Here is a 22,827-nt window from a genome sequence, read left to right on the forward strand (position 1 = left end):
TTCGCCATGGGTTAGAGCACCTCCGGCGCCAGCGAGATGATCTTCATGAACTTCTTGTCGCGCAGCTCGCGGCCCACCGGGCCGAAGATGCGGGTGCCACGGGGGTCACCGTCGGTGTTCTTCAGAACGACCGCAGCGTTCTCGTCGAAACGGATGTACGAGCCATCCGGACGACGACGCTCCTTGACGGTGCGGACGACGACGCACTTGACGACGTCACCCTTCTTCACCGAGCCACCGGGGATCGCGTCCTTGACGGTGGCGACGATGACGTCCCCGATACCGGCGTAGCGGCGACCGGAGCCACCGAGAACACGGATGCAAAGGATTTCCTTGGCACCAGTGTTGTCGGCGACACGCAGTCGCGACTCCTGCTGGATCACAGCTTTCTCCTGATCGTCAACGAGAGTCGACGGGCCGGCCGCTGCTCACACCGGCGTCCCCGGAGGGACCCGATGCACATACGGCCGTACCTCATCGGCTTCGTTACTTGGCCTTCTCGAGGATCTCGACGACGCGCCAGCGCTTCGTCGCGGACAGCGGGCGGGTCTCCGCGAGGAGGACCCGGTCGCCGATGCCGCAGGCGTTGGCCTCGTCGTGCGCCTTCAGCTTGTTCGTACGGCGGATGACCTTGCCGTACAGAGCGTGCTTGACGCGGTCCTCGACGGCGACGACGACGGTCTTGTCCATCTTGTCGCTGACGACGAGACCCTCACGGGTCTTGCGGAAACCGCGCGTCTCGTTGGTGTTCTCAGTCATCAGGCGTTCTCCACCGTCTCGATGCCCAGCTCGCGCTCGCGCATCAGGGTGTAGATCCGCGCGATGTCCTTACGGACGAGCTTGAGCCGTCCGTGGTTGTCGAGCTGCCCGGTCGCCGCCTGGAAGCGGAGGTTGAACAGCTCCTCCTTGGCCTCACGGAGCTTGGCAACGAGACCCTCGTTGTCCAGCTCACGAAGCTCAGCAGCCTTGGTGCCGGCCGACATCAGCTCTCACCTGCCTCGCGCCGGACAATCCGGCACTTCATCGGGAGCTTGTGAGCTGCGCGGGTCAGCGCCTCACGAGCCACCTTCTCGTTGGGGTACGACAGCTCGAACATGACCCGACCCGGGTGCACGTTCGCGATCCACCACTCGGGCGAACCCTTACCGGAACCCATGCGGGTCTCGGCCGGCTTCTTGGTGAGCGGACGGTCCGGGTAGATGTTGATCCAGACCTTGCCGCCACGCTTGATGTGACGGGTGACGGCGATACGAGCGGACTCGATCTGCCGGTTCGTCACGTAGGCCGGGGTGACGGCCTGGATACCGTACTCGCCGAACGCGAGCTCGGTGCCACCCTTGGCAGCGCCACGGCGCTTGGGGTGGTGCTGCTTGCGGTGCTTGACCCGACGGGGGATCAGCATGTCGGTCAGGCCTCCGTTCCGGTGTTCTCAGCGGCCGGGGCCTCGCTCGCCGTGGCCGCGGGGGCCTCGGAGGCGGGACGGCGGCCACGGCCACCGCGCTCGCCACCGCGGCGCTCGCCACCGCGGGCGGGACGACCACCCTCGGGGCGGGCCGGGCGGTTGCCCGAGCGGGCGGCGGCGTTCTCAGCGCGGACCTCGGCGATGTTCTTGACGTCGCCCTTGTAGATCCAGACCTTCACGCCGATACGGCCGAAGGTGGTCTTGGCCTCGAAGAAGCCGTAGTCGACGTTCGCACGAAGGGTGTGCAGCGGCACACGACCCTCGCGGTAGAACTCCGAACGGCTCATCTCGGCGCCGCCGAGACGACCGGAGCACTGGACCTTGATGCCCTTGGCGCCGGACTTCATGGTGCCCTGCATGCTCTTGCGCATGGCACGACGGAAGGAGACGCGCGAGGACAGCTGCTCCGCGACGCCCTGAGCCACGAGCTGGGCGTCCAGCTCGGGGTTCTTGACCTCGAGGATGTTCAGCTGGACCTGCTTGCCGGTCAGCTTCTCGAGGTCGCCGCGGATGCGGTCGGCCTCGGTGCCACGGCGGCCGATGACGATGCCGGGGCGAGCGGTGTGGATGTCGACGCGGACGCGGTCGCGGGTGCGCTCGATCTCAACCTTCGAGATGCCGGCGCGCTCCATGCCCTTCGTCATCATGCGACGAATGGCAACGTCTTCCTTGACGTAGTCCTTGTACAGCTTGTCGGCGTACCAGCGGGACTTGAAGTCCGTGCTGATGCCGAGGCGGAACCCGTGCGGGTTAACCTTCTGGCCCATTACCGGGTCCCTTCCTTGCTGCTGACGACCACGGTGATGTGGCTGGTCCGCTTGCGGATCCGGTAGGCACGGCCCTGGGCACGCGGGCGGAACCGCTTCAGGGTCGGACCCTCGTCAACGTACGCCTCGCTGATGACGAGGTCGTCCACGTTGTTGTGGTTGTAGTTGTGCACGGCGTTGGCAATGGCGCTGTCGAGCACCTTGCCGACCGGCACGGTGGCGGCCTGCGGAGCGAAACGCAGGACCGCCTGGGCCTCCGTGGCGTTCAGGCCACGGATGAGGTCCACCACGCGGCGGGCCTTCATGGGCGTGACGCGGATGTACCGCGCCTGGGCCCTGGCTTCCATGGTTGTCCCCTTAATGGAGTAAGTCACTTGAGTCGTCGTTCTGGCGCTGAAGCTCAGGCGACTAGCGACGCTTCGACTTGCGGTCGTCCTTGACGTGGCCGCGGAAGGTGCGGGTCGGAGCGAACTCGCCGAGCTTGTGGCCGACCATCGACTCGGTGACGAACACCGGGACGTGCTTGCGGCCATCGTGAACCGCGATCGTGTGGCCGAGCATGGCCGGGAAGATCACGGAACGACGGGACCAGGTCTTGATGACGTTCTGGGTACCCGCCTCGTTCTGCGCGTCCACCTTCTTGAGAAGGTGGCCGTCAATGAAGGGGCCCTTCTTGAGACTGCGCGGCATCTGACCTGCTCCTAGCGCTTCTTGTTGGTCTTGCGGCGGCGCACGATGAGGGCGTTCGAAGCCTTCTTCGGGCTACGAGTGCGACCCTCCTTCTGGCCCCACGGCGAGACCGGGTGGCGACCACCGGAGGTCTTACCCTCACCACCACCGTGCGGGTGGTCGATCGGGTTCATGGCCACACCACGCACGGTCGGGCGAACGCCCTTCCAGCGCATACGGCCGGCCTTGCCCCAGTTGATGTTCGACTGCTCGGCGTTGCCGACCTCGCCGACGGTCGCGCGGCAGCGCGCGTCCACCAGGCGGATCTCACCGGAGGGCATGCGCAGGTGCGCCATCTTGCCCTCACGCGCCAGCAGCTGGATGCCGGCACCGGCGGAGCGGGCCATCTTGGCACCGCCGCCGGGACGCAGCTCCACCGCGTGGATGGTGGTACCGACCGGGATGTTGCGCAGCGGCAGGTTGTTGCCGGGCTTGATGTCGGCGCCAGGGCCGTTCTCAATCCGGTCACCCTGCGCGATGCCGCGGGGGGCGATGATGTAGCGCTTCTCGCCGTCCACGTAGTGCAGGAGCGCGATGCGCGCAGTGCGGTTCGGGTCGTACTCGATGTGAGCGACCTTGGCCGGCACGCCGTCCTTGTCGTGACGACGGAAGTCGATCACGCGGTAGGCGCGCTTGTGGCCGCCACCCTGGTGGCGAGCGGTGATACGACCGGCGTTGTTACGGCCGCCCTTGCTGTGCAGGGGGCGAACCAGCGACTTCTCCGGCGTGGACCGCGTGATCTCTACGAAGTCGGCCACGCTGGAGCCACGACGGCCCGGCGTAGTCGGCTTGTACTTGCGGATGCCCATTTGGCTCTCTCGTCCTCGTCCTTATCGACGATCACGATCCCCGTTAGGAGACCGGACCACCGAAGATGTCGATGCGGTTGCCCTCAGCCAGCGTCACGATGGCGCGCTTGGTGTCCTTGCGCTTGCCAAAGCCCGTCTTGGAGCGCTTGCGCTTGCCCTGACGGTTGAGCGTGTTGACGGACTCGACCTTGACCGAGAAGACCGCCTCGACGGCCTGCTTGATCTGGGTCTTGTTGGCACCCGGCGACACGACGAACGTGTACTTGTTCTCGTCGAGGAGCGAGTAGCTCTTCTCGGAGATGACCGGCTTCACCAGGACGTCACGGGGGTCCGTGAACGTCTTGCTCGTGATCTGTGCAGCCATCAGGCGGCGCTCCCTTCGAGCTCGCCCTCAGCAGCCACAGCCTTGGCGGACGCGGCGGGACCCGCCACGAAACGCTCGAAGGCGGCCTGGGTGAAGACCACATCGTCGGAGACGAGCACGTCGTAGGTGTTCAGCTGACCGGCGTCCAGGATGTGCACGTTCGGCAGGTTGCGAGCGGACTTGAGGCCCAGCTCGTCCGCGCGCTCGACGACCAGGAGGACGTTCTTGCGCTCGGTGATCTTGCCGAACAGGCTCTTGGCGGCCTTGGTCGACGGCGCCTCGGCCGCGATCACGTCGGTGACGACGTGGATGCGGTTGTGGCGGGCCCGGTCGGTGAGCGCACCGCGCAGAGCGGCGGCGATCATCTTCTTCGGGGTCCGCTGCGAGTAGTCGCGCGGCACGGGACCGTGCACAACGCCACCGCCGGCGAACTGCGGCGCACGGGTCGAGCCCTGACGGGCGCGGCCGGTGCCCTTCTGGCGGTACGGCTTCTTGCCGCCACCGCGGACCTCGCCACGAGTCTTGGTCTTGTGGGTGCCCTGACGGGCCGCAGCGAGCTGCGCCACGACGACCTGGTGCATCAGCGGAACGCTGACCTTCGCGTCGAAGATCTCGGCCGGCAGCTCGAGGCTGCCGGTCTTGTCGCCAGCCGGCGACAGGATGTCAATGGTGCTCATTTGCTCACAGCCCCTTCGCCGCGGTGCGGACGAGGACGAGGCCGCCGTTCGGACCCGGGACGGCGCCCTTGATCAGGAGCAGGCCCTTCTCCGCGTCGACCGCGTGCACGGTCAGGTTCTGGGTGGTCACCCGCTCGTGACCCATCCGACCAGCCATGCGCATGCCCTTGAACACGCGGCCCGGGGTGGCGCAGCCACCGATGGAGCCGGGGGAACGGTGCTTGCGCTGCGTGCCGTGACCGGCGCCGAGGCCCTTGAAGTTGTGACGCTTCATGACACCGGCGAAGCCCTTGCCCTTGGAGGTGCCGGTCACGTCGACCTTGACACCCGCCTCGAACAGCTCGGCGGTGATCTCCTGGCCCAGGGTGTACTCGGACGCGTCCGTCGTACGGAGCTCGACCAGGTGGCGGCGCGGGGTGACACCGGCCTTGGCGAAGTGGCCCGCGAGGGGCTTGTTCACCTTGCGGGGGTCGATCTCGCCGAAGCCGATCTGGACGGCGTCGTAGCCGGTCGGACCGTCAGCGGTGTGGACCTGGGTCACGACATTCGGCCCAGCCTTGACGACGGTCACCGGAACGATCCGGTTGTTCTCGTCCCAGACCTGGGTCATGCCGAGCTTCTCGCCCAGGATGCCCTTAATCTGCTTAGCCATCTTCGGTGTGCCTCTCAGAGCTTGATCTCGATGTCGACACCAGCCGGCAGGTCGAGACGCATCAGCGAGTCAACCGTCTTCGGCGTGGGGTCGAGGATGTCGATCAGACGCTTGTGAGTGCGCATCTCGAAGTGCTCGCGCGAGTCCTTGTACTTGTGCGGCGAGCGGATGACGCAGTACACGTTCTTCTCAGTGGGCAGCGGCACCGGGCCCGCGACCTGCGCACCAGTGCGAATGACGGTCTCGACGATCTTCTTCGCCGAGGAGTCAATCACCTCGTGGTCGTAGGCCTTGAGCCGGATGCGGATCTTCTGTCCCGCCATGGCTACTCAGTAGTCCTTCGTGTCGTCTGTTGCTTCTACGGCCGGATTCATCCAGGTGGACTGTGTCCGGTGGCACCTGTGGGTGGTTACCTCCGACCCCCGCGGTCGGGCGTGTCGCCCTGCCGCTTGCAAAAAATCCGACACGAGGTCTCCCTCCTGCGGATTTCCCACGGGTTCGGTGAGGTCTTGCACCCACCAGGCGCCGGATCGAGGCCCCGTCCGCGCTTCCCGGAAGATTCCCGTACGTCCGCCCCGCAGCTGCCGCGGTGTCGACTTCACACCACTGCGGTCCACACCCTCACCCAGGGGGTCAAGGCGGACCACATGAACGGCCATCACGGGAACGACGAGTACATGGGACTCGCTTCCAGTCCTCCCGGCGGGAGGCGCGCAGCATCGGCACTCAACCGAGCAACTTGGACATACTGCCACATGGAGCAGCCGAAAAGCCAATCGGGGCCGATGAGGTCTCCCCCACCGGCCCCGATCGAAACCCGCGGGACGGCTACTTCTGTTCCTTCAGCCAGGGCGCCTCACGGCCGCAGACCGCCGGCCAGTCCTCGGTGCGCACGTTGGCGCACCAGATGAACTTCTTGTCGTCCGGGGTGGGCTTCCAGTCCTTGGTGATGATGTCCGCGCACTTGGGCACCGGGGAGAACTTCGGGCAGGTGCCGTCCTTCTTCTTGATGGTGTGCGCCCGCCAGGCGTCCAGGCCCATCGTGTTGGTGGTCTCCGCCTGCGGCATGTAGCGGTCCACCGACCAGGAGGCGCCCATCGTGGCGAACAGCGCGAGGGCGCAGACCAGCCCGGCGGCCAGCTGCCGGGTGACCCGGCGCGGGATGGCCGGGCCCTCCTCGGTGCGGCCCGCCGAGCGCAGCGTCCGCTCCAGCCAGCCGGTCCCCCGCTCCAGGCCGGCCATCAGGCCGACCACGGCCAGGATCAGCAGGCAGTACATGATGATCCAGGTGGTCCGCGGGTAGAGCTGGACCATCTGCGAGTGGGCCATGTGCGAGGCGAACCAGAAGCGCAGCAGCCAGGCCCCGGCCAGCACCGCCGCCGCCGTGCGGACCACGATGTTGCGCAGGCCCAGGCCCACGCCGATGCCCACCGCGGTGATCAGCAGGATCCCGAAGCCGGTCTGGCCGGCCAGCTCGCCGGCCTGCGGCCAGTTGTGGTAGGTCAGGTCGCCGTTGCGGTCCGACATCCAGCCGAGCACGTAGGCCGGGTCGACGTAGTTGACGATGTAGGCGTACCGGTCCGGGGTGTCGGCGCCGAGCTTGAGGATCTGGTAGAGCAGCGGGGAGCCGATGGCCGCGGCGGTGACCACGGTCGCGGCGAGGAAGAGCAGGCCCCGGCGGACGGTGTCGCGGCCGCGCCGCCACGGGAAGACGAAGAGGGTGAGCAGGAACACGCCGGGCGCCGACCACAGGTACCAGCCGGAGTACCAGAGGAACAGCACGCCGAAGATGACGCCGAAGCCCAGGCCGCGCAGCAGCGCCGACCGGGTCGACAGCTCCCCCACCCGCCGCAGCTCGCGCAGGCAGGCCGCCAGCAGCGGGACCAGGACGATCATCGTGACGTGGCTGTACGGGCGGATCGGGTCCAGGAACACCAGCGCGGAGGGCACCGCGATGGCCAGCGCCCAGAACGGCCGCAGCACGAGGCGCCAGGCCAGGTAGCTCATCGGCCCGACCAGGGCGCTGCAGATGATCTGCAGGTCGTGCAGGGCGAAGCCGGCGCCGCCGACCCCGCCGTAGTGCAGCTCGGACCAGAGCGCCACGGCCGCCGGGAAGAGCGGCGGGTAGACGCCGGGCAGGCCCTTGTCGTGCATCATCGACGTCGCCATGTCGACCAGCTGGCTCGGGTCGCCCTCCTGCCCGCCGAGCGGCCAGGGGGTGCCCCGCAGGGCGACCACGACGCCGCCGGCGATCACGCCGGTCGCCAGGCCCGCCAGGGCCGCGCAGACCAGCCGCTGGGTCAGCCGGTGGCGGCGCAGTCCGCCGCGGTAGGCCGTGTAGACCAGCACCGCCAGGATCGGCAGGCCGATCAGGGCCGCGTACTGCTGGATCTTGGCCAGGCCGCTGACCTGCCCGATCCGGTTCAGCGGGTTCACGCTGATGTGCCGGCAGAGCAGGGTGAAGCCGAGTGCGGCCACCACGCTGACCACGATCTCCGCGGTCACCAGCACCCAGCGGCGCTCGCTCCAGCCGCCCTGCGCCGCGTCGTCGGAGCGGGCGGCGCCGTCTCTGTCAGGGGACAGGTCCGATGTGCTGGGCCGGTCGGTTGCCAGGTCGGTCATGTCGCTTCACTTCCGTAGGACTGCGGACGGCTGCTGAACGGTGCCAGGCGGGTCGGCTTCTCGTGGACACTACCCCGCGGTACGGCCGCGTCCGGCCACCAGGACCGGTGCGCCAGGGGCCTCGGCGGCCGGGGGCGGGGCGCCCCGGGGCCGGGCCGGGCAGGCGTGCCGCGCGGGCACGCCTTACCTGCCGAAGGCCAGCATATATAGTCCACCGTCATATCAGGTAGCCCTCGGCGCGAGATGCGGCGAGCCCGGCCCCGCTGCCTGAGCAGCCGGGCCGGGCTTGCGTCGTCCGCCCTCCCCCGGAGGACCGGGGCGGCGGCTCGGGGCCGCGGTTCAGCCCTCGTGACGCTGCCCGGAGGTGAAGGCGTGCCGGGCCAGGGTGCGCACACCGGCGCCCTGGCCCCGGCGCAGGGCCCCGGGGATCATCGTGATGGCGTGGAAGCGCGAGGCGCTGCGGACCTTGGCGGCGCGCGCCGCCTTCGGCCACCCGCGCGCCTCCATCCGCTCGGCCACCGCGTTGAAGTAGCGCTCGGCCTCGGTGAACCGGGTGCCGGAGAAGGCCTGCACCGAGGACTCGCTGACCGCGTGCCGGCGGTACTGGAAGACGGTGGTGGTGTTGTCCACCATCATCTGCTCGCCCCGCTCCAGCAGGTCGACCACCAGGGCCAGGTCCTGGATCACCGAGTACTCGTCGCGGAAGTTGACCGCGCGCAGGGCCTCGCCCCGCCAGCAGATCGACGGGAAGTACATCCAGTTGCCGCGCAGCACGCTGGCGGCCAGCTCCTCGCCGCCCATCAGCCGACGGCCGTTGACGCTCGGCGCGTAGATCCGCCCCTTGACGTTGTCGGCCAGGCCGGCGGTCACCACGCCCTCACCGTCGATCACCTCGACGCCCGGCTGGACCATGCCCAGGTCCGGGTTGGCCTTGAGGATCCCCCGGACGGTCTCCAGGTAGTGCGGGTGCAGCAGGTCGTCGCAGCCCATGATGACGACGTGGTCCGCCGTCGAGAGCTCCACGCACTTCTGGAAGTTCCGGGTGATCCCGAGGTTCTGCTCGTTGCGCAGGTAGCGGACCCGGTCGTCGCCGAGCTCGGCGAACCAGCCCGGGACGTCCGGCTCCTTGCCGTCGTCGACGACGGTCAGCCGCAGGTCCGGGTCGGTCTGCCCCAGGATGCTGCGCACCGCGGCCTGCATCAGACCCACGTCGCCGTAGTACGGCAGCATGAACTCGAAGGTGGCCATGGTGCTCAGACCCCGCTGCGGTCGACCGGCGCCGAGACCGGCAGGTCCAGGTCGAAGCGCTCCTCGTTCAGCCGGGCGCCCTCGTTGATCGCCACGGTCCGGGCGAGGTCGGTGAGCTTCTTCTCCAGCGAGCGGAAGCGCAGGAAGGTGTTCAGCGTCAGGAAGCCCATCGCCAGCACCATCACGTACAGCACCAGGTCGGTGCCGCGGCCGACACCGAGCTTGTGCGCGATCCAGGTGACATCGGTCGGCCGGAGCACGGCGTAGATGTTCACCACCACGAACACCGAGAAGGCGATGCGCTTCCAGGCCCGGGTGTTCGCGGCGTCCCAGCGCCGGATGAACGTGAAGGCCAGAATGACCGAGCCCAGGATGAGGACGAGCTGGATCCAGAAGTAGTTCATCGGCGGCCACGCTCCCGCAGCGAGATGTCGAAGATGATGTTGACGCCGTTGATCAGGGACTGACCCTTGGCGCGTGAGTAGTCGGTGTACAGGATGTCCACCGGCAGCTCGGCGACCCGCAGGTCGGAACCGGCCAGGAAGCTGACGATCTCCGACGCGTGGGCCATGCCGTTCATGGTGATCCGCAGTCGGCCGGCCGCCTCGCGGTTGAGCACGCGAAGGCCGTTGTGCGAGTCGGTGAGCTTGAGCTTGCGCGCGGTCGGGCTGACCGTCGCGGCGGTGCGCAGGACGACCCGCTTGATCCAGGGCACCTGGCCGTTCTGCTCGATGAAGCGCGAGCCCAGGACGACGTCGGCCTCGCCGGCACGCAGGAACTCGACCATCTTCTCGACGTCGGCGGTCTGGTGCTGCCCGTCCGCGTCGAAGGTGGCGAAGTACTGGGCGCCCGGCTGGGCGAGCGCGTAGGCCAGACCGGTCTGCAGTGCAGCGCCCTGGCCGAGGTTGACCGGGTGCCGCACCAGGTGGGCACCGGTCGTCATGATGTGCTTGGCGGAGTCGTCCGCGCTGCCGTCATCGACCACGACGATGTTGGGGAACGTCTTGCGCGCTCCCTCCACAACGTCAGCGATCACCTGGCCTTCGTTGTAGGCCGGGATCACCAGCCAGACATCGTCGTACTGGGACACGGGGGCTCCATGTTCGGGGTGTCTCCCGCGCTCGTGCGCGGCAATCCGTATGTCGGGGGCCGATGCGGTCATTCGCCGACCACCCCGGCACTCAGGGTAGGCATGGTCTGCTCCGATGCGCTCTGCGCGGGAGCGGCCTGCTTCGCGGGCGAACCGGGGAAGCTGCGCCTGAGGGCGGCCAGCATACCGAGCACGGTGGCCACGGAGCCCGCCGCGTAGGCGAGGATCACACGGGTGGCCACCTCGCCCGGCAGGAAGGTGACGCCCGCGAGGACGCCGGTGCCCACCGCCCAGCAGAGCAGCTGGAGGTTGTGCCGCTTGAATACCATCAGCGCCTGTCCGAGCACCATCGCGAACATGTACGCCACGGTTCCTGCGGACAGCCAGAAGAAGTCGACGCAGCCGAGCACCGGCTTCGCGCCGAACAGCACCTGGATCAGCCAGGGCCCCAGGGCCACGGCGGGGATCCCGCCGAGCACGCCGAGCAGGCCGACCACGGCGCCGATCCGGCGGAGCATGCCGCTGAACGCCGCCCGGTCGCCGACCGCGATCGCCGCGGAGAGGCCGTTGAGCAGCGAGGCCTGCAGCGAGCCGAACACGAACAGCGGCACCCGGGCCAGCACCAGCGCGTTGAGCAGTGCGGCGATCAGGGCCGAGTCGGACGGGGCGAGCAGCTTGGTGCTCACCACCGCGGCGTTCACCACGACCTGGGAGAGCAGGGTCGAGCAGATCAGCAGACCCAGCCCGGAGCAGAGCTCGGACCAGGGGATCCGCGGGCCCGGCTTGACCACCCGCAGCAGCGCGGGCAGCGTCACCAGGGTCGCCGCGATCGGTGCGGCGGCGAGGATCAGGCTGAACGCCAGCGCGGAGTGCACGCCGGCCAGGCCGCAGCCGAAGGCCAGCCCGATCCGCAGGCCGCCGTCGATGCCCAGCTGGGTCCCGTAGGCGCCGAACCGGCCGAGGCCGGCCAGCACACCGCGGGTGAGGTAGCAGACGGCCATGCCCGCGAAGGCGCCGCCCAGGGCGAACACCAGCGAGCGGTCGCCGTGGAACATCAGGTCGGCGATCGGCCCGGAGCCGACGCCGATCGCCAGCAGCACGGCGCCGAGGATGGCACCGGTCAGCAGGGTGGCCCGGCGCAGGACCGGCCCGGCGCCGTGGCCGAGCGCGGCCCGGGCGGCGACGATCCGGGTGAGCTCCTGCTCGATCGGGAAGAACACGCCGATGCCGACGGACATCACGATCGTCCACAGCAGTGAGACGTTCGCCATGTCGTCGACGGACAGGCTGTGACCCGCCACACCGAGGTGGATGTACGACGCCGCGCCGAGCACGACGGTGCCGCCCGCCACCGCCAGGGTTCCCGGCGGTAGCGCGGCGGCCACCTTCGTCAGCGGATTCTTCACTGAGGTCTGTCGCTCTCGGTCGTCCCGGCCGCAGCGGCCAGTTCGGTGAACACGGGCGTGCCCAGCGCCTCACCGAGCTGCTCGCGCCAGTCGGCCGGCGGCGTCAGGCCGGCGGCGGACCAGCGGTCGTGGCCCAGCACGCTGAACGCGGGCCGCACCGCCGGGCGGACGAAGGCCGCCGAGGTGGTGGGGCGGATCCGCTCGGGGTCGAGGCCGCTCAGCCGGTAGGTCTCGCGCGCCAGACCGAACCAGGTGGTCCGGCCGGTCGCGGTGCCGTGGTAGACACCGGCCGGCGCCTGCCCGGCGAGCGCGGCGTGGCCGAGCGCGACGAGCTGCCGGGCCAGGGCGTACGACCAGGTCGGCTGGCCCTGCTGGTCGTCGACCACGTCCAGGCTGGGCCGCTGGGCGGCGAGCTTGAGCATGGTGGCGACGAAGTTCGGGCCGTGCTCGCCGTACAGCCAGGCGGTGCGCACGGTGTAGCCGTGCTCCGGGAGCAGCTCGGCGACGGCCTGCTCCCCCACCAGCTTGCTGCGGCCGTAGGCGTTGACCGGGGAGGTCGGCGCGTCCTCCGGGTACGGCTGGTCGGCGTCGCCGGCCAGGACGTAGTCGGTGGAGACGTGCAGCAGCCGGGCGCCGGCCTTGGCGCAGGCGGCGGCCAGGTGGGCGACACCGGTGCCGTTGACGGCGGTGGCGGCCTCCTCGGCCGTCTCGGCGCCGTCGACGTCCGTCCAGGCCGCGCAGTTGACCACGATGTCGTGGCCGTCGACGGCGGCCTGCACGGCCGCCGCGTCGGTGATGTCCAGGCCGGCCCGGCCGAGGGCGGTGACCTCGGCCGTGGTGTCGGCGGCGAGCACCGTCAGCAGGTCCCGGCCGAGCATGCCGGCCGCGCCGGTGACGAGCCAGCGGACCTGCCCCGAGGCGTTGGCGCTCACTTGGCCAGGGCCGCCTTCGTCTTCAGGGGCTCCCACCAGGCGCGGTTGTCGCGGTACCACTGGATGGTCGCGGCGAGGCCGTCCTCGAAGCGGACCTGCGGCTCGTAGCCGAGCTCCTCGCGGATCTTGCTGATGTCGATCGAGTAGCGCAGGTCGTGGCCCTTGCGGTCCTCGACGTGCTCGACCATGTCCCAGCCGAGGCCGGCGGCCTCCAGCAGCAGACCGGTCAGCTCCTTGTTGGTGACCTCGGTGCCGCCGCCGATGTTGTAGACGTGGCCGGCCCGGCCCTTGCGCATGGCCAGCTCGATGCCGCGGCAGTGGTCGGAGACGTGCAGCCAGTCACGGATGTTGCCGCCGTCGCCGTACAGCGGCACCTTGCGGCCGTCGATCAGGTTGGTGGTGAACAGCGGGATGACCTTCTCCGGGAACTGGTAGTGCCCGTAGTTGTTGGAGCAGCGGGTCACCACGACGTCCATGCCGTGCGTGCGGTGGTAGGCCAGCGCCAGCAGGTCCGAGGAGGCCTTGGAGGCCGAGTACGGGGAGTTCGGCTCCAGCGGCCACTCCTCCGTCCAGGAGCCCTCGCTGATCGAGCCGTACACCTCGTCGGTGGAGATGTGCACGAAGCGGCCCACGCCGTGCTTGCGGGCGGCGTCCAGCAGGACCTGGGTGCCGACGACGTTGGTCAGCACGAACGGGCCGGCGCCCGCGATCGAGCGGTCGACGTGCGACTCGGCCGCGAAGTGGACGACCACGTCGTGGCCGGGCATGACCTGGTCGACGGCGTCGGCGTCGCAGATGTCGCCACGGACGAAGGTGTAGCCGCTGTGGCCCGCCACCGGCGCCAGGTTGGCCTCGACGCCCGAGTAGGTGAGCTTGTCGAAGACCGTGATCTGGTCAGTGGTGTCGGCGCCCAGCAGCTGGCGGACGAATTCAGAACCGATGAAGCCGGCACCGCCGGTCACGAGGATGCGCATAGTGCGCCGTAGTCTACCGTCGCGCCGGTACCCCCACCGACCCGGGCCTCACCCGCCCGCCCGGACTCGAATAAGGTGCACGCATGCGTGGAATCCTTCTGGCCGGCGGCACCGGCTCGCGGCTCTGGCCGCTGACCCGGGCGGTGTCGAAGCAGCTCCTCCCGGTCTTCGACAAGCCGATGATCTACTACCCCCTTTCGACCCTGGTGATGGCGGGGATCAGCGAGATCCTGATCATCACCACCCCGAACGACAGGGAGCAGTTCGAGCGCCTCCTGGGCGACGGCTCCCAGTTCGGCCTCCGCCTGGAGTACGCCGTCCAGGAGCGCCCCGAGGGCATCGCCCAGGCCTTCGTGCTGGGCGCCGACTTCATCGGCGACGAGCCGGTCGCGCTCATCCTCGGCGACAACATCTTCCACGGCAGCGGCCTCGGCACCCGGCTCTCCGAGCACACCGGTGCCAAGGGCGGCCGGGTCTTCGCCTACCCGGTGGCCGACCCGACCGCCTACGGCGTGGTCGAGTTCGACGAGGACGGCCAGGTCATCTCCATCGAGGAGAAGCCGACCGAGCCCAAGTCCCGTTACGCCGTCCCCGGCCTGTACTTCTACGACAACCGCGTGGTCGAGATCGCCCGCGGCCTGAAGCCCAGCGCCCGCGGCGAGTTGGAGATCACCGCGGTCAACGAGGCCTACCTCCAGGCCGGCGACCTGCACGTGACGATCCTCGACCGGGGCACCGCCTGGCTGGACACCGGCACGTTCGTCTCGATGGTGCAGGCCTCGGAGTTCGTCCGGGTCATCGAGGAGCGCCAGGGCTTCAAGATCGGCTGCATCGAGGAGGCGGTCTGGCGGGCCGGCCTGATCGACGACGCACAGCTGCGCGAGCTCGCCGAGCCGCTGCTCAAGAGCGGCTACGGCCAGTACCTGGTGGCGCTGCTGGACGAGGAGGGCTCCCGGTGAAGTTCAACGAGCTGTCCATCGAGGGCGCCTGGGAGATCACCCCGCAGCTGCACGGCGACCCGCGCGGTCTGTTCACCGAATGGTTCCGCTACGACAAGCTCGCGGAGGTCGTCGGCCACCCGCTGCGGCTCGCCCAGGCGAACCTGTCGGTCTCCAGCAAGGGCGTCGTGCGCGGCATCCACTTCGCCGACGTCCCGCCCGGCCAGGCCAAGTACGTGACCTGCGTGCGCGGCGCGGTGCTGGACGTCATCGTGGACCTGCGGGTCGGCTCGCCGACCTTCGGCCGCTGGGAGGGCGTGCGCCTCGACGAGACCGAGCGCAAGGCCGTCTACATCTCCGAGGGCCTGGGCCACGGCTTCTGCGCGCTGAGCGACGACGCCACGCTGTCCTACCTCTGCTCGGAGACCTTCAACCCGACCGGCGAGCACGGCGTGCACCCGCTCGACCCGGACCTCGGCATCGAGTGGCCGGCCGACGCGCCGCAGCTCTCCGCCAAGGACGCCGAGGCCCCGTCGCTGGCCGACGCCCTGGCGAGCGGCCTGCTCCCGGACTACCAGGCCGTCAAGGCCTTCACCGAGTCCTTGCGCACCATCTGACCTTCAGGTCACCGACGACCGCCCGGAGCCGCCCTCGCTGGGGGAGGCCCCGGGCGGTCGTCCGTCCAGCTGCGCACCGTCGTGCACCGAGCAGCGCTCCTCGCGGGCTCGAACCCGCTCCGTCCTGGGGGGACTCCCATGAAGATCTCACGCTGGCCCGGCTATCGCGGCACCCTCGCCGATGTCTTCTCCGGCCGGGCCAACAGCTTCGGCCTACTGCGGACCATCCTCGCCGTCGCGGTAGTCGTCTCCCACATGTACCCGCTGGGGTGGGGCACCCTGGAGCCGCTGGCCCACCTCAGCCGAAACCAGAGCGACCTCGGAAAGATAGCCGTGGTCGGCTTCTTCGTGATATCCGGCTTCATGATCACCGGAAGCGGGCTGCGGACCACCATCGGCCGCTACGCATGGCACCGGGCGCTGCGCATCCTGCCCGGGTTCTGGGTCTCGCTCGCCGTCTCGGCCCTGGTGATCGCTCCACTGCTGTACCGCTGGCAGTACGGAAGCGCCGACGCCTTCTGGACCGCCGGGGGCGGGCCCCGCCACTACCTCGAGGGCGCCTGGAACCTCTCGATGTCGAACGGCTACGACGTCGCCGGCCTCACCAGTGGCGCTGTGAACGCGGGCCTGCTGCACCACACCGGGCTCAACGGTGTGCTCTGGTCGCTGCCGTACGAGATCATGTGCTACATCGTCATCGGCCTGCTCGCCGCAGGCGGCGCACTGCGCAACGCCCGCCGAACGGTCCCGCTGATGGCCCTCGCACTGTGGATCCTGATGCTCCGCGACTGGATCACCGCACCGCTCTGGACCGGCGGCGGCCCGGTCGACACCAAGCTGTGGGTGCGGCTGCCCCTGCTGGGCGACCAGCTTCAGGGCTTCCTGGTCTATCTCGGATTCACCTTCCTGCTCGGCGCCACCTTCCGGCTCTACCGCGACCGGTTGCCGGTCAGCGACTCGCTCGCCGCACTGTGTGCCGTCGTGGCCGGGGTCAGTCTGCACTGGGGCGGCTTCTTCGTCCTCGGCTACCCCGCCATCGCCTACCTGCTGCTGTGGCTCGCCGTCCGGCTTCCGCGGGCCTTCCACCGGGTCGGCAGCAAGCGCGACTTCTCCTACGGCATCTACGTGTACGGCTTCACCGTCGAGCAGGCCCTGACGATGCTCGGCTACGCCAAGCACGGCCACGCCGTCTACCTGGCCCTCGCCCTGGCCGGCACGGTCGTACTGGCGGCGCTCTCCTGGTACGTGGTGGAGTCCCCGATGATGCGGCTCAAGGACTGGACGCCGTGGCCGGTCCGCCGGCTGAAGGCCGTCGCGGCCCGCGGTAGCGAGCCGGTCGTCATCCCGCACCAGCAGGAACGGCCTCCCCTCAGGGTCTGACCGACCCGCCGCCTCGATCGCCCTGGCATCGTCCGATACCGACTGCTCCACAGGGGCCCGGCCGCATCGACTGCGGCCGGGCCCCTGTGCGTCGCCGCCGGTCGACGGGCCGTCAGCGGCCGCGGAAGACCCAGGTCTTGAGCAGCAGGAAACGGGCCACCGTGGCAAGGCCGTTGGCCGCGATCAGACCGGCCAGCTCGACCGGCCGGGAGGCGTCCGGCACGAACACGTCGAGCAGGGCGAGCGCCCCGCTGCTGAGGCCCAGCCCGATCAGAAAGGCCACCGCGCCCTGGAGTTGGTGGCGCAGCGCGCCCTCGCTGCCGGTGATCCCGAAGGTGAAGCGGCGGTTGGCGGCCGTGTTGGCGACGGCGCTGACCGCGAGGGCGATCAGGTTGGCGGCCTGCGCGCCGGTGAACCAGCGCGCGAGGACGAACAGCCCCAGGTAGAAGAGGGTGCTCAGGACCCCGATGACCAGGAACGAGGGCAGTTGGCGCAGGAGCGCCCGGCGCTGCCTCGGCGGCCTGGTCGGTTCGCCGGTGAACGTCATCGGGATTTTCCCTGCCATTCGTCCTCGGCCGAGTCGTAGCCGACGAAGTACGCCGGTCGCGCCTGGACCGCGGAGTAGATCCGTCCGATGTACTCGCCGAGCAGGCCGACGCAGATCAGCTGGACGGCGCCGATGAAGAGCATCGCGATGAACAGCGAGGACCAGCCGGGCACCGTGGAGCCGAACGCGAACGCGGCCGTGGAGTAGACCGCCAGTCCGAGGCAGACCACGAAGCTCAGCAGGCCGAGCCAGGTGGCGAGCCGCAGCGGGCTGGCCGAGAAGTTGGTGATGCTGTCCAGGGCCAGGTTGACCATCTTCGACAGCGGGTACTTGGTGCTGCCCGCGACCCGCTCCTCGCGGATGTAGACGACCTCGCCGCTGGGGAAGCCGAGCCACGGGACCAGCAGGCGGTACACCGGCTGGTGCTCGGGCATCGCCTTCAGCGCGTCGACGGCGGCCCGGCTGAGCAGGCGGAAGTCCCCGGCCTGGTTGGGCATCTTCTTGCCGACCAGGCGGCGCATCAGCCAGTAGTAGGCGCCGGCGGTGCGCCGCTTGAAGAAGGTGTCGGTGCCGCGGTCCCCGCGGACCCCGTAGACGATGTCGAGGTTCTCCTCGCGGGCGAGCGCGAGCATCTCGGGGATCTTCTCCGGCGGGTCCTGCAGGTCGGCGTCGATGGAGACCACGTAGTCGCCGAGCGCCCGGTGGATGCCGGCGGTCAGCGCCGCCTGGTGCCCGGAGTTGCGGGCGAGCCGCACGGTGCGCAGTTGCGGCCAGTCCTGCCGCAGCTTCTGCATGATGACGGGCGTGGCGTCCGTACTGCCGTCGTCGACCCCCACGACCTCGTAGTCGATGCCGAGCCCGTCCAGGATCGGACGCAGCCTCGTGGCGGTCAGCGGCAGCGCCTCCTGCTCGTTGTAGATCGGCATGACGACCGACAACCGGGGCGCTGTAGACATGGGCTGGTCCCGCTTTCCACTGCTGGGGCTGGATCGTGGCCCGACGATAGCAGCCGCTCCTGAGGCCCCCGTGAGAGCCCGTGAACGGCGCCTTGGAAGCCGTCCGACCTGGTCGGACTCCCCCCGGGCCGATGCCGAAGGGCCCCGCACACCGGAGTGTGCGGGGCCCTTCGGTTCGCCTGTGCGGTACAGGCAGGTCTAGACCTGAATTACTTCAGGATCTTGGTGACCTGGCCGGCGCCGACGGTGCGGCCACCCTCACGGATGGCGAACTTCAGGCCCTCCTCCATGGCGATCGGCTGGATCAGCACGACCGTCATGGCGGTGTTGTCGCCCGGCATGACCATCTCGGTGCCCTCGGGGAGGGTCACGACGCCGGTCACGTCCGTGGTACGGAAGTAGAACTGCGGGCGGTAGTTGTTGAAGAACGGGGTGTGACGGCCACCCTCGTCCTTCGACAGGATGTACGACTGGGCCTCGAACTCGGTGTGCGGGGTGACCGAACCGGGCTTGATGATGACCTGGCCGCGCTCGACGTCCTCGCGCTTGATGCCACGGAGGAGCAGACCGACGTTCTCACCGGCCTGGCCCTCGTCGAGCAGCTTGCGGAACATCTCGATGCCGGTGACCGTGGTGGTGGTCTTGGTCTCCTTGATGCCGATGATGTCGACAGTCTCGTTGACCTTGAGGATGCCACGCTCGATACGACCGGTGACGACGGTGCCACGACCGGTGATCGTGAAGACGTCCTCGATCGGCATCAGGAACGGGAGCTCGGTGGCGCGGGCCGGGGTGGGGATGGCCTCGTCGACAGCGTGCATGAGGCCGAGAAGCTTCTCGCCCCACTCCTTGTCGCCCTCGAGCGCCTTGAGCGCCGAGACGCGCACGACCGGCAGGTCGTCGCCCGGGAACTCGTACTCGGAGAGCAGCTCGCGGACCTCGAGCTCGACGAGCTCCAGGATCTCCTCGTCGTCCACCATGTCGGACTTGTTCAGGGCCACGACGATGTAGGGGACGCCGACCTGGCGGGCCAGGAGCACGTGCTCCTTGGTCTGCGGCATCGGGCCGTCGGTGGCGGCGACGACGAGGATCGCACCGTCCATCTGGGCCGCACCGGTGATCATGTTCTTGATGTAGTCCGCGTGACCCGGGCAGTCGACGTGGGCGTAGTGACGCGCCTCGGTCTGGTACTCGACGTGCGCGATCGAGATGGTGATACCGCGCTGCCGCTCCTCCGGCGCCTTGTCGATCTGGTCGAACGGCGTGAAGGGGTTGATGTCCGGGTACGCGTCGTGCAGCACCTTGGTGATCGCCGCGGTAAGAGTGGTCTTACCGTGGTCGATGTGACCGATGGTGCCGATGTTGACGTGGGGCTTCGTCCGCTCGAACTTCGCCTTCGCCACTGCAGTCCTCCTGAGGACAGTTCTGTACGCCGTGCTGACGTCAGTTGGTCTTTGATCGGGTTGGGTACGGGGAGCCGAAGCACCCCATGCCGTCCCGCGGGTGGGGGGGCCGGAGGGCCCCGGGAGAATCCGGCCGGATTCTCCCGGAACGCCTCCTACAAGCCTAAGGGTTCGTAATCATCCCGAATGTCGGGCTGACACGACTACCGGCAGGAGCCGGAGTTACTCGCCCTTGGCCTTGGCGATGATGTCGTCCGCCACGTTCCGCGGAACCTCGGCGTACGAGTCGAACTGCATCGAGTAGCTCGCGCGACCAGAGGTCTTGCTGCGCAGGTCACCGACGTAGCCGAACATCTCGGAGAGCGGCACCAGCGCCGAAACGACGCGGGCACCGTAACGCTCGTCCATGGACCGGATCTGGCCACGGCGAGCGTTGATGTCGCCGATCACATCGCCCATGTAGTCCTCGGGCGTGGTGACCTCGACGGCCATCATCGGCTCGAGCAGAGCCGGGGACGCCTTGCGAGCGCCCTCCTTGAAGGCCATCGAACCGGCGATCTTGAACGCCAGCTCGGAGGAGTCGACGTCGTGCGAGGCACCGTCGAGCAGCGTCACGCGGACACCCTGGAGGGCGTAGCCGGCGAGCACGCCGAACTCCATGGCCTCCTGGCAACCGGCGTCGACCGAGGGGATGTACTCCTTCGGAACGCGGCCACCGGTGACCTTGTTCACGAACTCGTAGCCCTCGCCGGACTCGATCGGCTCGATCGCGATCTGGATCTTCGCGAACTGGCCGGAGCCACCGGTCTGCTTCTTGTGCGTGTAGTCGATGCGCTCGACGGCCTTGCGGATCGTCTCGCGGTAGGCGACCTGCGGCTTGCCGACGTTGGCCTCGACCTTGAACTCACGCTTCATACGGTCGACCAGCACCTCGAGGTGCAGCTCGCCCATACCCGCGATGATGGTCTGGCCGGTCTCTTCGTCGGTGTTGACCTGGAAGGACGGGTCCTCCTCGGCCAGCCGCTGGATCGCGGTGCCCAGACGCTCCTGGTCACCCTTCGACTTCGGCTCGATCGCGACGCGGATGACCGGGGCCGGGAAGTCCATGGACTCCAGGATGACCGGGTGCTTCTCGTCGCTCAGGGTCTCGCCGGTGGTGGTCTGCTTGAGACCCATGACGGCGACGATGTCGCCGGCGCCCACCGAGTCGATCTCCTCACGCTTGTTCGCGTGCATGCGGTAGATCTTGCCGATGCGCTCCTTGCGGCCCTTCACCGCGTTGAGGACGGCGGTGCCGGCCTCAAGGCGCCCGGAGTAGATCCGGACGAAGGTGAGCTTGCCGAGGTGCGGGTCGGACATGATCTTGAACGCCAGAGCCGCGAGCGGCTCCTCGTCCGACGCCTTGCGGGAGATCTTGACCGTGTCGTCGCCGGGCTTGGTGCCCTCGATGGACTCGATGTCCAGCGGCGACGGGAGGTAGTTCACGACCGCGTCGAGCAGGGGCTGAACGCCCTTGTTCTTGAAGGCGGTACCGCAGAAGATCGGCGTGAAGTCCGAGTTCAGCGTGCCCTTGCGGATCGCGGAGATCAGCAGCTCCTGGGGGACGTCCTCGCCCTCCATGGCGAGCTCCATCACCTCGTCGCTGACGTTCGACACGGTGTCCAGCAGCTTCTCGCGGTACTCCGCGGCCTGGTCGGCCAGCTCGGCCGGGATGTCGACGATGTCGTACATCTCGCCCTTGGCGGCCTCGGCCGTCCAGACCAGCGCCTTCATGCGGACCAGGTCGACAACGCCCTGGAAGTCCGCCTCGGCACCGATCGGGAGCTGCATCACCAGCGGGGTCGCGCCGAGGCGGTCCACGATGGTGTCGACGCAGAAGAAGAAGTTCGCGCCCGTGCGGTCCAGCTTGTTGATGAAGCAGATGCGCGGGACGCCGTAGCGGTCAGCCTGCCGCCACACGGTCTCGGACTGGGGCTCGACACCGGCGACACCGTCGAACACCGTGACGGCACCGTCGAGGACGCGCAGCGAACGCTCCACCTCGACGGTGAAGTCGACGTGGCCCGGGGTGTCGATGATGTTGATGGTGTTGTCAACGCCGTCGAGCGTCCAGTGACAGGTCGTCGCGGCCGACGTGATCGTGATGCCGCGCTCCTGCTCCTGCTCCATCCAGTCCATGGTGGCAGCGCCATCGTGGACCTCACCGATCTTGTACGAGACACCGGTGTAGAACAGGATCCGCTCGGTGGTGGTGGTCTTGCCCGCGTCGATGTGCGCCATGATCCCGATGTTGCGGACCCTGGCAAGGTCAAGGGAGGTTGCAGCCATGGTGGCTCGTTCTCTCTCTGTCTAGTGACGGGGTTAGGACTACCAGCGGTAGTGCGCGAAGGCCTTGTTCGACTCGGCCATCTTGTGAGTGTCCTCGCGACGCTTCACGGAAGCGCCCAGACCGTTGCTGGCGTCGAGGATCTCGTTCATCAGGCGCTCGGTCATGGTCTTCTCGCGACGGGCGCGGGAGTAACCGACCATCCAGCGCAGCGCCAGGGTGCTGGCGCGGCCCGGACGGACCTCGACCGGGACCTGGTAGGTCGCGCCACCGACACGGCGGGACTTGACCTCGAGGGCCGGCTTGACGTTCTCCAGCGCGCGCTTCAGCGCCACGACCGGGTCCGAGCCGGTCTTCTCACGGACGCCCTCGAGGGCGCCGTAGACGATCCGCTCGGCGGTGGAGCGCTTGCCGTGCAGCAGGATCTTGTTGACCAGCTGGGTGACGACCGGGGAGCCGTAAACCGGGTCGATGATGACCGGGCGCTTCGGGGCGGGGCCCTTACGAGGCATTCTTACTTCTCCTTCTTGGCGCCGTAGCGGCTGCGAGCCTGCTTGCGGTTCTTGACACCCTGGGTGTCAAGCGAACCGCGGATGATCTTGTAGCGGACACCAGGAAGGTCCTTCACACGACCACCGCGCACCAGCACGATGGAGTGCTCCTGCAGGTTGTGGCCCTCGCCCGGGATGTAAGCGGTGACCTCGATCCCGCTGGTGAGGCGCACACGGGCGACCTTACGAAGCGCCGAGTTCGGCTTCTTCGGGGTGGTCGTGTACACACGCGTGCAGACCCCACGGCGCTGCGGGGAACCCTTCAGCGCGGGAGTCTTGTTCTTCTCGACCTTGTCCTGCCGGCCCTTTCGGACCAGCTGCTGGATCGTAGGCACCGTTTCTCCGTTTTCTGTGTGCCAAGGCTTGGTGAAACTAAC

Annotated in this window: 28 protein-coding genes; 3 read left to right on the plus strand and 25 right to left on the minus strand. The window is 68.6% G+C overall.

The features are described 5' to 3' along the window. Window positions 1-11 precede the first annotated feature (11 nt). The 19 genes from rplN to rfbB all read right to left on the minus strand — a co-directional run bounded on the left by rplN (window position 12) and on the right by rfbB (window position 13,732). Entirely contained in the window at window positions 12-383 is a 372-nt protein-coding gene (gene rplN / locus ACIGZJ_RS10695) for a 50S ribosomal protein L14 (RefSeq protein ID WP_030300391.1), read from the minus strand. Window positions 384-486: 103 nt separating this feature from the next. Further along, complete coding sequence (gene rpsQ, locus ACIGZJ_RS10700; protein WP_030055826.1) at window positions 487-759, minus strand: 30S ribosomal protein S17; 273 nt, start codon at window positions 757-759, stop codon at window positions 487-489. After that, window positions 759-983, minus strand: a complete 225-nt coding sequence (gene rpmC, locus ACIGZJ_RS10705; RefSeq protein ID WP_030055825.1) for a 50S ribosomal protein L29 — start codon at window positions 981-983, stop codon at window positions 759-761. The genes rpsQ and rpmC overlap by 1 nt, the downstream gene beginning before the upstream one ends. After that, complete coding sequence (rplP, locus tag ACIGZJ_RS10710) at window positions 983-1,402, minus strand: 50S ribosomal protein L16 (RefSeq protein ID WP_396456875.1); 420 nt, start codon at window positions 1,400-1,402, stop codon at window positions 983-985. The genes rpmC and rplP overlap by 1 nt, the downstream gene beginning before the upstream one ends. Window positions 1,403-1,407: 5 nt before the next feature. Beyond that, window positions 1,408-2,229, minus strand: coding sequence for a 30S ribosomal protein S3 (gene rpsC / locus ACIGZJ_RS10715; protein WP_396456876.1), 822 nt, complete (start codon window positions 2,227-2,229; stop codon window positions 1,408-1,410). After that, window positions 2,229-2,576 carry a 50S ribosomal protein L22 gene (rplV, locus tag ACIGZJ_RS10720; protein WP_033824229.1) on the minus strand — a complete coding sequence of 116 codons (348 nt, stop codon included), beginning with the start codon at window positions 2,574-2,576 and terminating at the stop codon, window positions 2,229-2,231. The genes rpsC and rplV overlap by 1 nt, the downstream gene beginning before the upstream one ends. 61 nt (window positions 2,577-2,637) lie before the next feature. After that, a complete protein-coding gene (rpsS, locus tag ACIGZJ_RS10725) occupies window positions 2,638-2,919 on the minus strand; it encodes a 30S ribosomal protein S19 (RefSeq protein WP_030055821.1) in 282 nt (93 codons plus the stop codon). Between the two features lie 11 nt (window positions 2,920-2,930). Then, a complete protein-coding gene (rplB, locus tag ACIGZJ_RS10730) occupies window positions 2,931-3,767 on the minus strand; it encodes a 50S ribosomal protein L2 (protein WP_387949105.1) in 837 nt (278 codons plus the stop codon). A 43-nt stretch (window positions 3,768-3,810) separates the two neighbouring features. After that, entirely contained in the window at window positions 3,811-4,131 is a 321-nt protein-coding gene (gene rplW / locus ACIGZJ_RS10735) for a 50S ribosomal protein L23 (protein WP_387949104.1), read from the minus strand. Continuing rightward, window positions 4,131-4,808 (minus strand): 50S ribosomal protein L4, encoded by a 678-nt coding sequence (gene rplD / locus ACIGZJ_RS10740; protein ID WP_392941144.1) that lies wholly within the window; start codon window positions 4,806-4,808, stop codon window positions 4,131-4,133. The genes rplW and rplD overlap by 1 nt, the downstream gene beginning before the upstream one ends. A 4-nt stretch (window positions 4,809-4,812) precedes the next feature. Then, window positions 4,813-5,460, minus strand: a complete 648-nt coding sequence (gene rplC, locus ACIGZJ_RS10745) for a 50S ribosomal protein L3 (protein ID WP_396456877.1) — start codon at window positions 5,458-5,460, stop codon at window positions 4,813-4,815. Window positions 5,461-5,474: 14 nt separating this feature from the next. Further along, window positions 5,475-5,783, minus strand: a complete 309-nt coding sequence (gene rpsJ / locus ACIGZJ_RS10750) for a 30S ribosomal protein S10 (RefSeq protein ID WP_012785157.1) — start codon at window positions 5,781-5,783, stop codon at window positions 5,475-5,477. Window positions 5,784-6,288: 505 nt separating this feature from the next. Then, a complete protein-coding gene (locus ACIGZJ_RS10755) occupies window positions 6,289-8,082 on the minus strand; it encodes a hypothetical protein (protein WP_396456878.1) in 1,794 nt (597 codons plus the stop codon). A 339-nt stretch (window positions 8,083-8,421) separates the two neighbouring features. Next, window positions 8,422-9,330, minus strand: coding sequence for a glycosyltransferase family 2 protein (locus tag ACIGZJ_RS10760; RefSeq protein ID WP_396456879.1), 909 nt, complete (start codon window positions 9,328-9,330; stop codon window positions 8,422-8,424). Between the two features lie 5 nt (window positions 9,331-9,335). Continuing rightward, window positions 9,336-9,734 (minus strand): DUF2304 domain-containing protein, encoded by a 399-nt coding sequence (locus ACIGZJ_RS10765; protein ID WP_387949099.1) that lies wholly within the window; start codon window positions 9,732-9,734, stop codon window positions 9,336-9,338. Then, window positions 9,731-10,420: a glycosyltransferase family 2 protein gene (locus tag ACIGZJ_RS10770; RefSeq protein ID WP_392941150.1), complete on the minus strand. Its 690-nt coding sequence runs from the start codon at window positions 10,418-10,420 to the stop codon at window positions 9,731-9,733. Before ACIGZJ_RS10770 ends, ACIGZJ_RS10765 begins: the two co-directional genes overlap by 4 nt. Before the next feature lie 68 nt (window positions 10,421-10,488). Next, on the minus strand, window positions 10,489-11,826 hold the full coding sequence (locus ACIGZJ_RS10775) for a lipopolysaccharide biosynthesis protein (protein WP_396456880.1): 1,338 nt from the start codon (window positions 11,824-11,826) through the stop codon (window positions 10,489-10,491). Continuing rightward, window positions 11,823-12,758 (minus strand): dTDP-4-dehydrorhamnose reductase, encoded by a 936-nt coding sequence (gene rfbD / locus ACIGZJ_RS10780; protein WP_396456881.1) that lies wholly within the window; start codon window positions 12,756-12,758, stop codon window positions 11,823-11,825. The genes ACIGZJ_RS10775 and rfbD overlap by 4 nt, the downstream gene beginning before the upstream one ends. Further along, the gene (gene rfbB, locus ACIGZJ_RS10785; protein WP_396456882.1) at window positions 12,755-13,732 is read right to left on the minus strand and encodes a dTDP-glucose 4,6-dehydratase; all 978 of its coding nucleotides are present in this window, start codon (window positions 13,730-13,732) and stop codon (window positions 12,755-12,757) included. The genes rfbD and rfbB overlap by 4 nt, the downstream gene beginning before the upstream one ends. An 83-nt stretch (window positions 13,733-13,815) precedes the next feature. On the opposite strand from rfbB, the gene rfbA reads away from it, so the two are divergent. The 3 genes from rfbA (at window position 13,816) to ACIGZJ_RS10800 (ending at window position 16,667) form a co-directional block, all read left to right on the plus strand. Then, complete coding sequence (gene rfbA / locus ACIGZJ_RS10790) at window positions 13,816-14,691, plus strand: glucose-1-phosphate thymidylyltransferase RfbA (RefSeq protein WP_387949094.1); 876 nt, start codon at window positions 13,816-13,818, stop codon at window positions 14,689-14,691. Further along, window positions 14,688-15,287 (plus strand): dTDP-4-dehydrorhamnose 3,5-epimerase, encoded by a 600-nt coding sequence (rfbC, locus tag ACIGZJ_RS10795; RefSeq protein WP_396456883.1) that lies wholly within the window; start codon window positions 14,688-14,690, stop codon window positions 15,285-15,287. Before rfbA ends, rfbC begins: the two co-directional genes overlap by 4 nt. 138 nt (window positions 15,288-15,425) lie before the next feature. Next, window positions 15,426-16,667 carry an acyltransferase family protein gene (locus ACIGZJ_RS10800; protein ID WP_396456884.1) on the plus strand — a complete coding sequence of 414 codons (1,242 nt, stop codon included), beginning with the start codon at window positions 15,426-15,428 and terminating at the stop codon, window positions 16,665-16,667. A 112-nt stretch (window positions 16,668-16,779) separates the two neighbouring features. Here ACIGZJ_RS10800 and ACIGZJ_RS10805 read toward each other — a convergent pair whose 3' ends face one another. From ACIGZJ_RS10805 to rpsL, 6 genes are all read right to left on the minus strand, one after another. Continuing rightward, on the minus strand, window positions 16,780-17,214 hold the full coding sequence (locus tag ACIGZJ_RS10805; RefSeq protein ID WP_396456885.1) for a GtrA family protein: 435 nt from the start codon (window positions 17,212-17,214) through the stop codon (window positions 16,780-16,782). Next, the gene (locus ACIGZJ_RS10810; RefSeq protein WP_396456886.1) at window positions 17,211-18,170 is read right to left on the minus strand and encodes a glycosyltransferase family 2 protein; all 960 of its coding nucleotides are present in this window, start codon (window positions 18,168-18,170) and stop codon (window positions 17,211-17,213) included. The genes ACIGZJ_RS10805 and ACIGZJ_RS10810 overlap by 4 nt, the downstream gene beginning before the upstream one ends. Before the next feature lie 209 nt (window positions 18,171-18,379). Continuing rightward, window positions 18,380-19,573, minus strand: coding sequence for an elongation factor Tu (gene tuf, locus ACIGZJ_RS10815; protein ID WP_396312037.1), 1,194 nt, complete (start codon window positions 19,571-19,573; stop codon window positions 18,380-18,382). 222 nt (window positions 19,574-19,795) lie between these two features. Continuing rightward, window positions 19,796-21,901 (minus strand): elongation factor G, encoded by a 2,106-nt coding sequence (fusA, locus tag ACIGZJ_RS10820; protein ID WP_396456887.1) that lies wholly within the window; start codon window positions 21,899-21,901, stop codon window positions 19,796-19,798. A 39-nt stretch (window positions 21,902-21,940) separates the two neighbouring features. Continuing rightward, window positions 21,941-22,411 carry a 30S ribosomal protein S7 gene (rpsG, locus tag ACIGZJ_RS10825; protein ID WP_148644378.1) on the minus strand — a complete coding sequence of 157 codons (471 nt, stop codon included), beginning with the start codon at window positions 22,409-22,411 and terminating at the stop codon, window positions 21,941-21,943. A 2-nt stretch (window positions 22,412-22,413) separates the two neighbouring features. Next, window positions 22,414-22,785, minus strand: coding sequence for a 30S ribosomal protein S12 (gene rpsL, locus ACIGZJ_RS10830; protein ID WP_014144289.1), 372 nt, complete (start codon window positions 22,783-22,785; stop codon window positions 22,414-22,416). Window positions 22,786-22,827 lie beyond the last annotated feature (42 nt).

This window comes from Kitasatospora sp. NPDC052868, assembly GCF_044547105.1.
GTDB lineage: Bacteria > Actinomycetota > Actinomycetes > Streptomycetales > Streptomycetaceae > Kitasatospora.

Bases quoted from the DNA above. Each gene is read 5' to 3' on its own strand.
- rpsQ (WP_030055826.1), bottom strand. From the start codon at position 759: ATGACTGAGAACACCAACGAGACGCGCGGTTTCCGCAAGACCCGTGAG.
- rpmC (WP_030055825.1), bottom strand. From the start codon at position 983: ATGTCGGCCGGCACCAAGGCTGCTGAGCTTCGTGAGCTGGACAACGAG.
- rplP (WP_396456875.1), bottom strand. From the start codon at position 1,402: ATGCTGATCCCCCGTCGGGTCAAGCACCGCAAGCAGCACCACCCCAAG.
- rpsC (WP_396456876.1), bottom strand. From the start codon at position 2,229: ATGGGCCAGAAGGTTAACCCGCACGGGTTCCGCCTCGGCATCAGCACG.
- rplV (WP_033824229.1), bottom strand. From the start codon at position 2,576: ATGGAAGCCAGGGCCCAGGCGCGGTACATCCGCGTCACGCCCATGAAG.
- rpsS (WP_030055821.1), bottom strand. From the start codon at position 2,919: ATGCCGCGCAGTCTCAAGAAGGGCCCCTTCATTGACGGCCACCTTCTC.
- rplB (WP_387949105.1), bottom strand. From the start codon at position 3,767: ATGGGCATCCGCAAGTACAAGCCGACTACGCCGGGCCGTCGTGGCTCC.
- rplW (WP_387949104.1), bottom strand. From the start codon at position 4,131: ATGGCTGCACAGATCACGAGCAAGACGTTCACGGACCCCCGTGACGTC.
- rplD (WP_392941144.1), bottom strand. From the start codon at position 4,808: ATGAGCACCATTGACATCCTGTCGCCGGCTGGCGACAAGACCGGCAGC.
- rplC (WP_396456877.1), bottom strand. From the start codon at position 5,460: ATGGCTAAGCAGATTAAGGGCATCCTGGGCGAGAAGCTCGGCATGACC.
- rpsJ (WP_012785157.1), bottom strand. From the start codon at position 5,783: ATGGCGGGACAGAAGATCCGCATCCGGCTCAAGGCCTACGACCACGAG.
- ACIGZJ_RS10755 (WP_396456878.1), bottom strand. From the start codon at position 8,082: ATGACCGACCTGGCAACCGACCGGCCCAGCACATCGGACCTGTCCCCT.
- ACIGZJ_RS10760 (WP_396456879.1), bottom strand. From the start codon at position 9,330: ATGGCCACCTTCGAGTTCATGCTGCCGTACTACGGCGACGTGGGTCTG.
- ACIGZJ_RS10765 (WP_387949099.1), bottom strand. From the start codon at position 9,734: ATGAACTACTTCTGGATCCAGCTCGTCCTCATCCTGGGCTCGGTCATT.
- rfbB (WP_396456882.1), bottom strand. From the start codon at position 13,732: ATGCGCATCCTCGTGACCGGCGGTGCCGGCTTCATCGGTTCTGAATTC.
- rfbA (WP_387949094.1), top strand. From the start codon at position 13,816: ATGCGTGGAATCCTTCTGGCCGGCGGCACCGGCTCGCGGCTCTGGCCG.
- ACIGZJ_RS10800 (WP_396456884.1), top strand. From the start codon at position 15,426: ATGAAGATCTCACGCTGGCCCGGCTATCGCGGCACCCTCGCCGATGTC.
- ACIGZJ_RS10805 (WP_396456885.1), bottom strand. From the start codon at position 17,214: ATGACGTTCACCGGCGAACCGACCAGGCCGCCGAGGCAGCGCCGGGCG.
- ACIGZJ_RS10810 (WP_396456886.1), bottom strand. From the start codon at position 18,170: ATGTCTACAGCGCCCCGGTTGTCGGTCGTCATGCCGATCTACAACGAG.
- fusA (WP_396456887.1), bottom strand. From the start codon at position 21,901: ATGGCTGCAACCTCCCTTGACCTTGCCAGGGTCCGCAACATCGGGATC.
- rpsG (WP_148644378.1), bottom strand. From the start codon at position 22,411: ATGCCTCGTAAGGGCCCCGCCCCGAAGCGCCCGGTCATCATCGACCCG.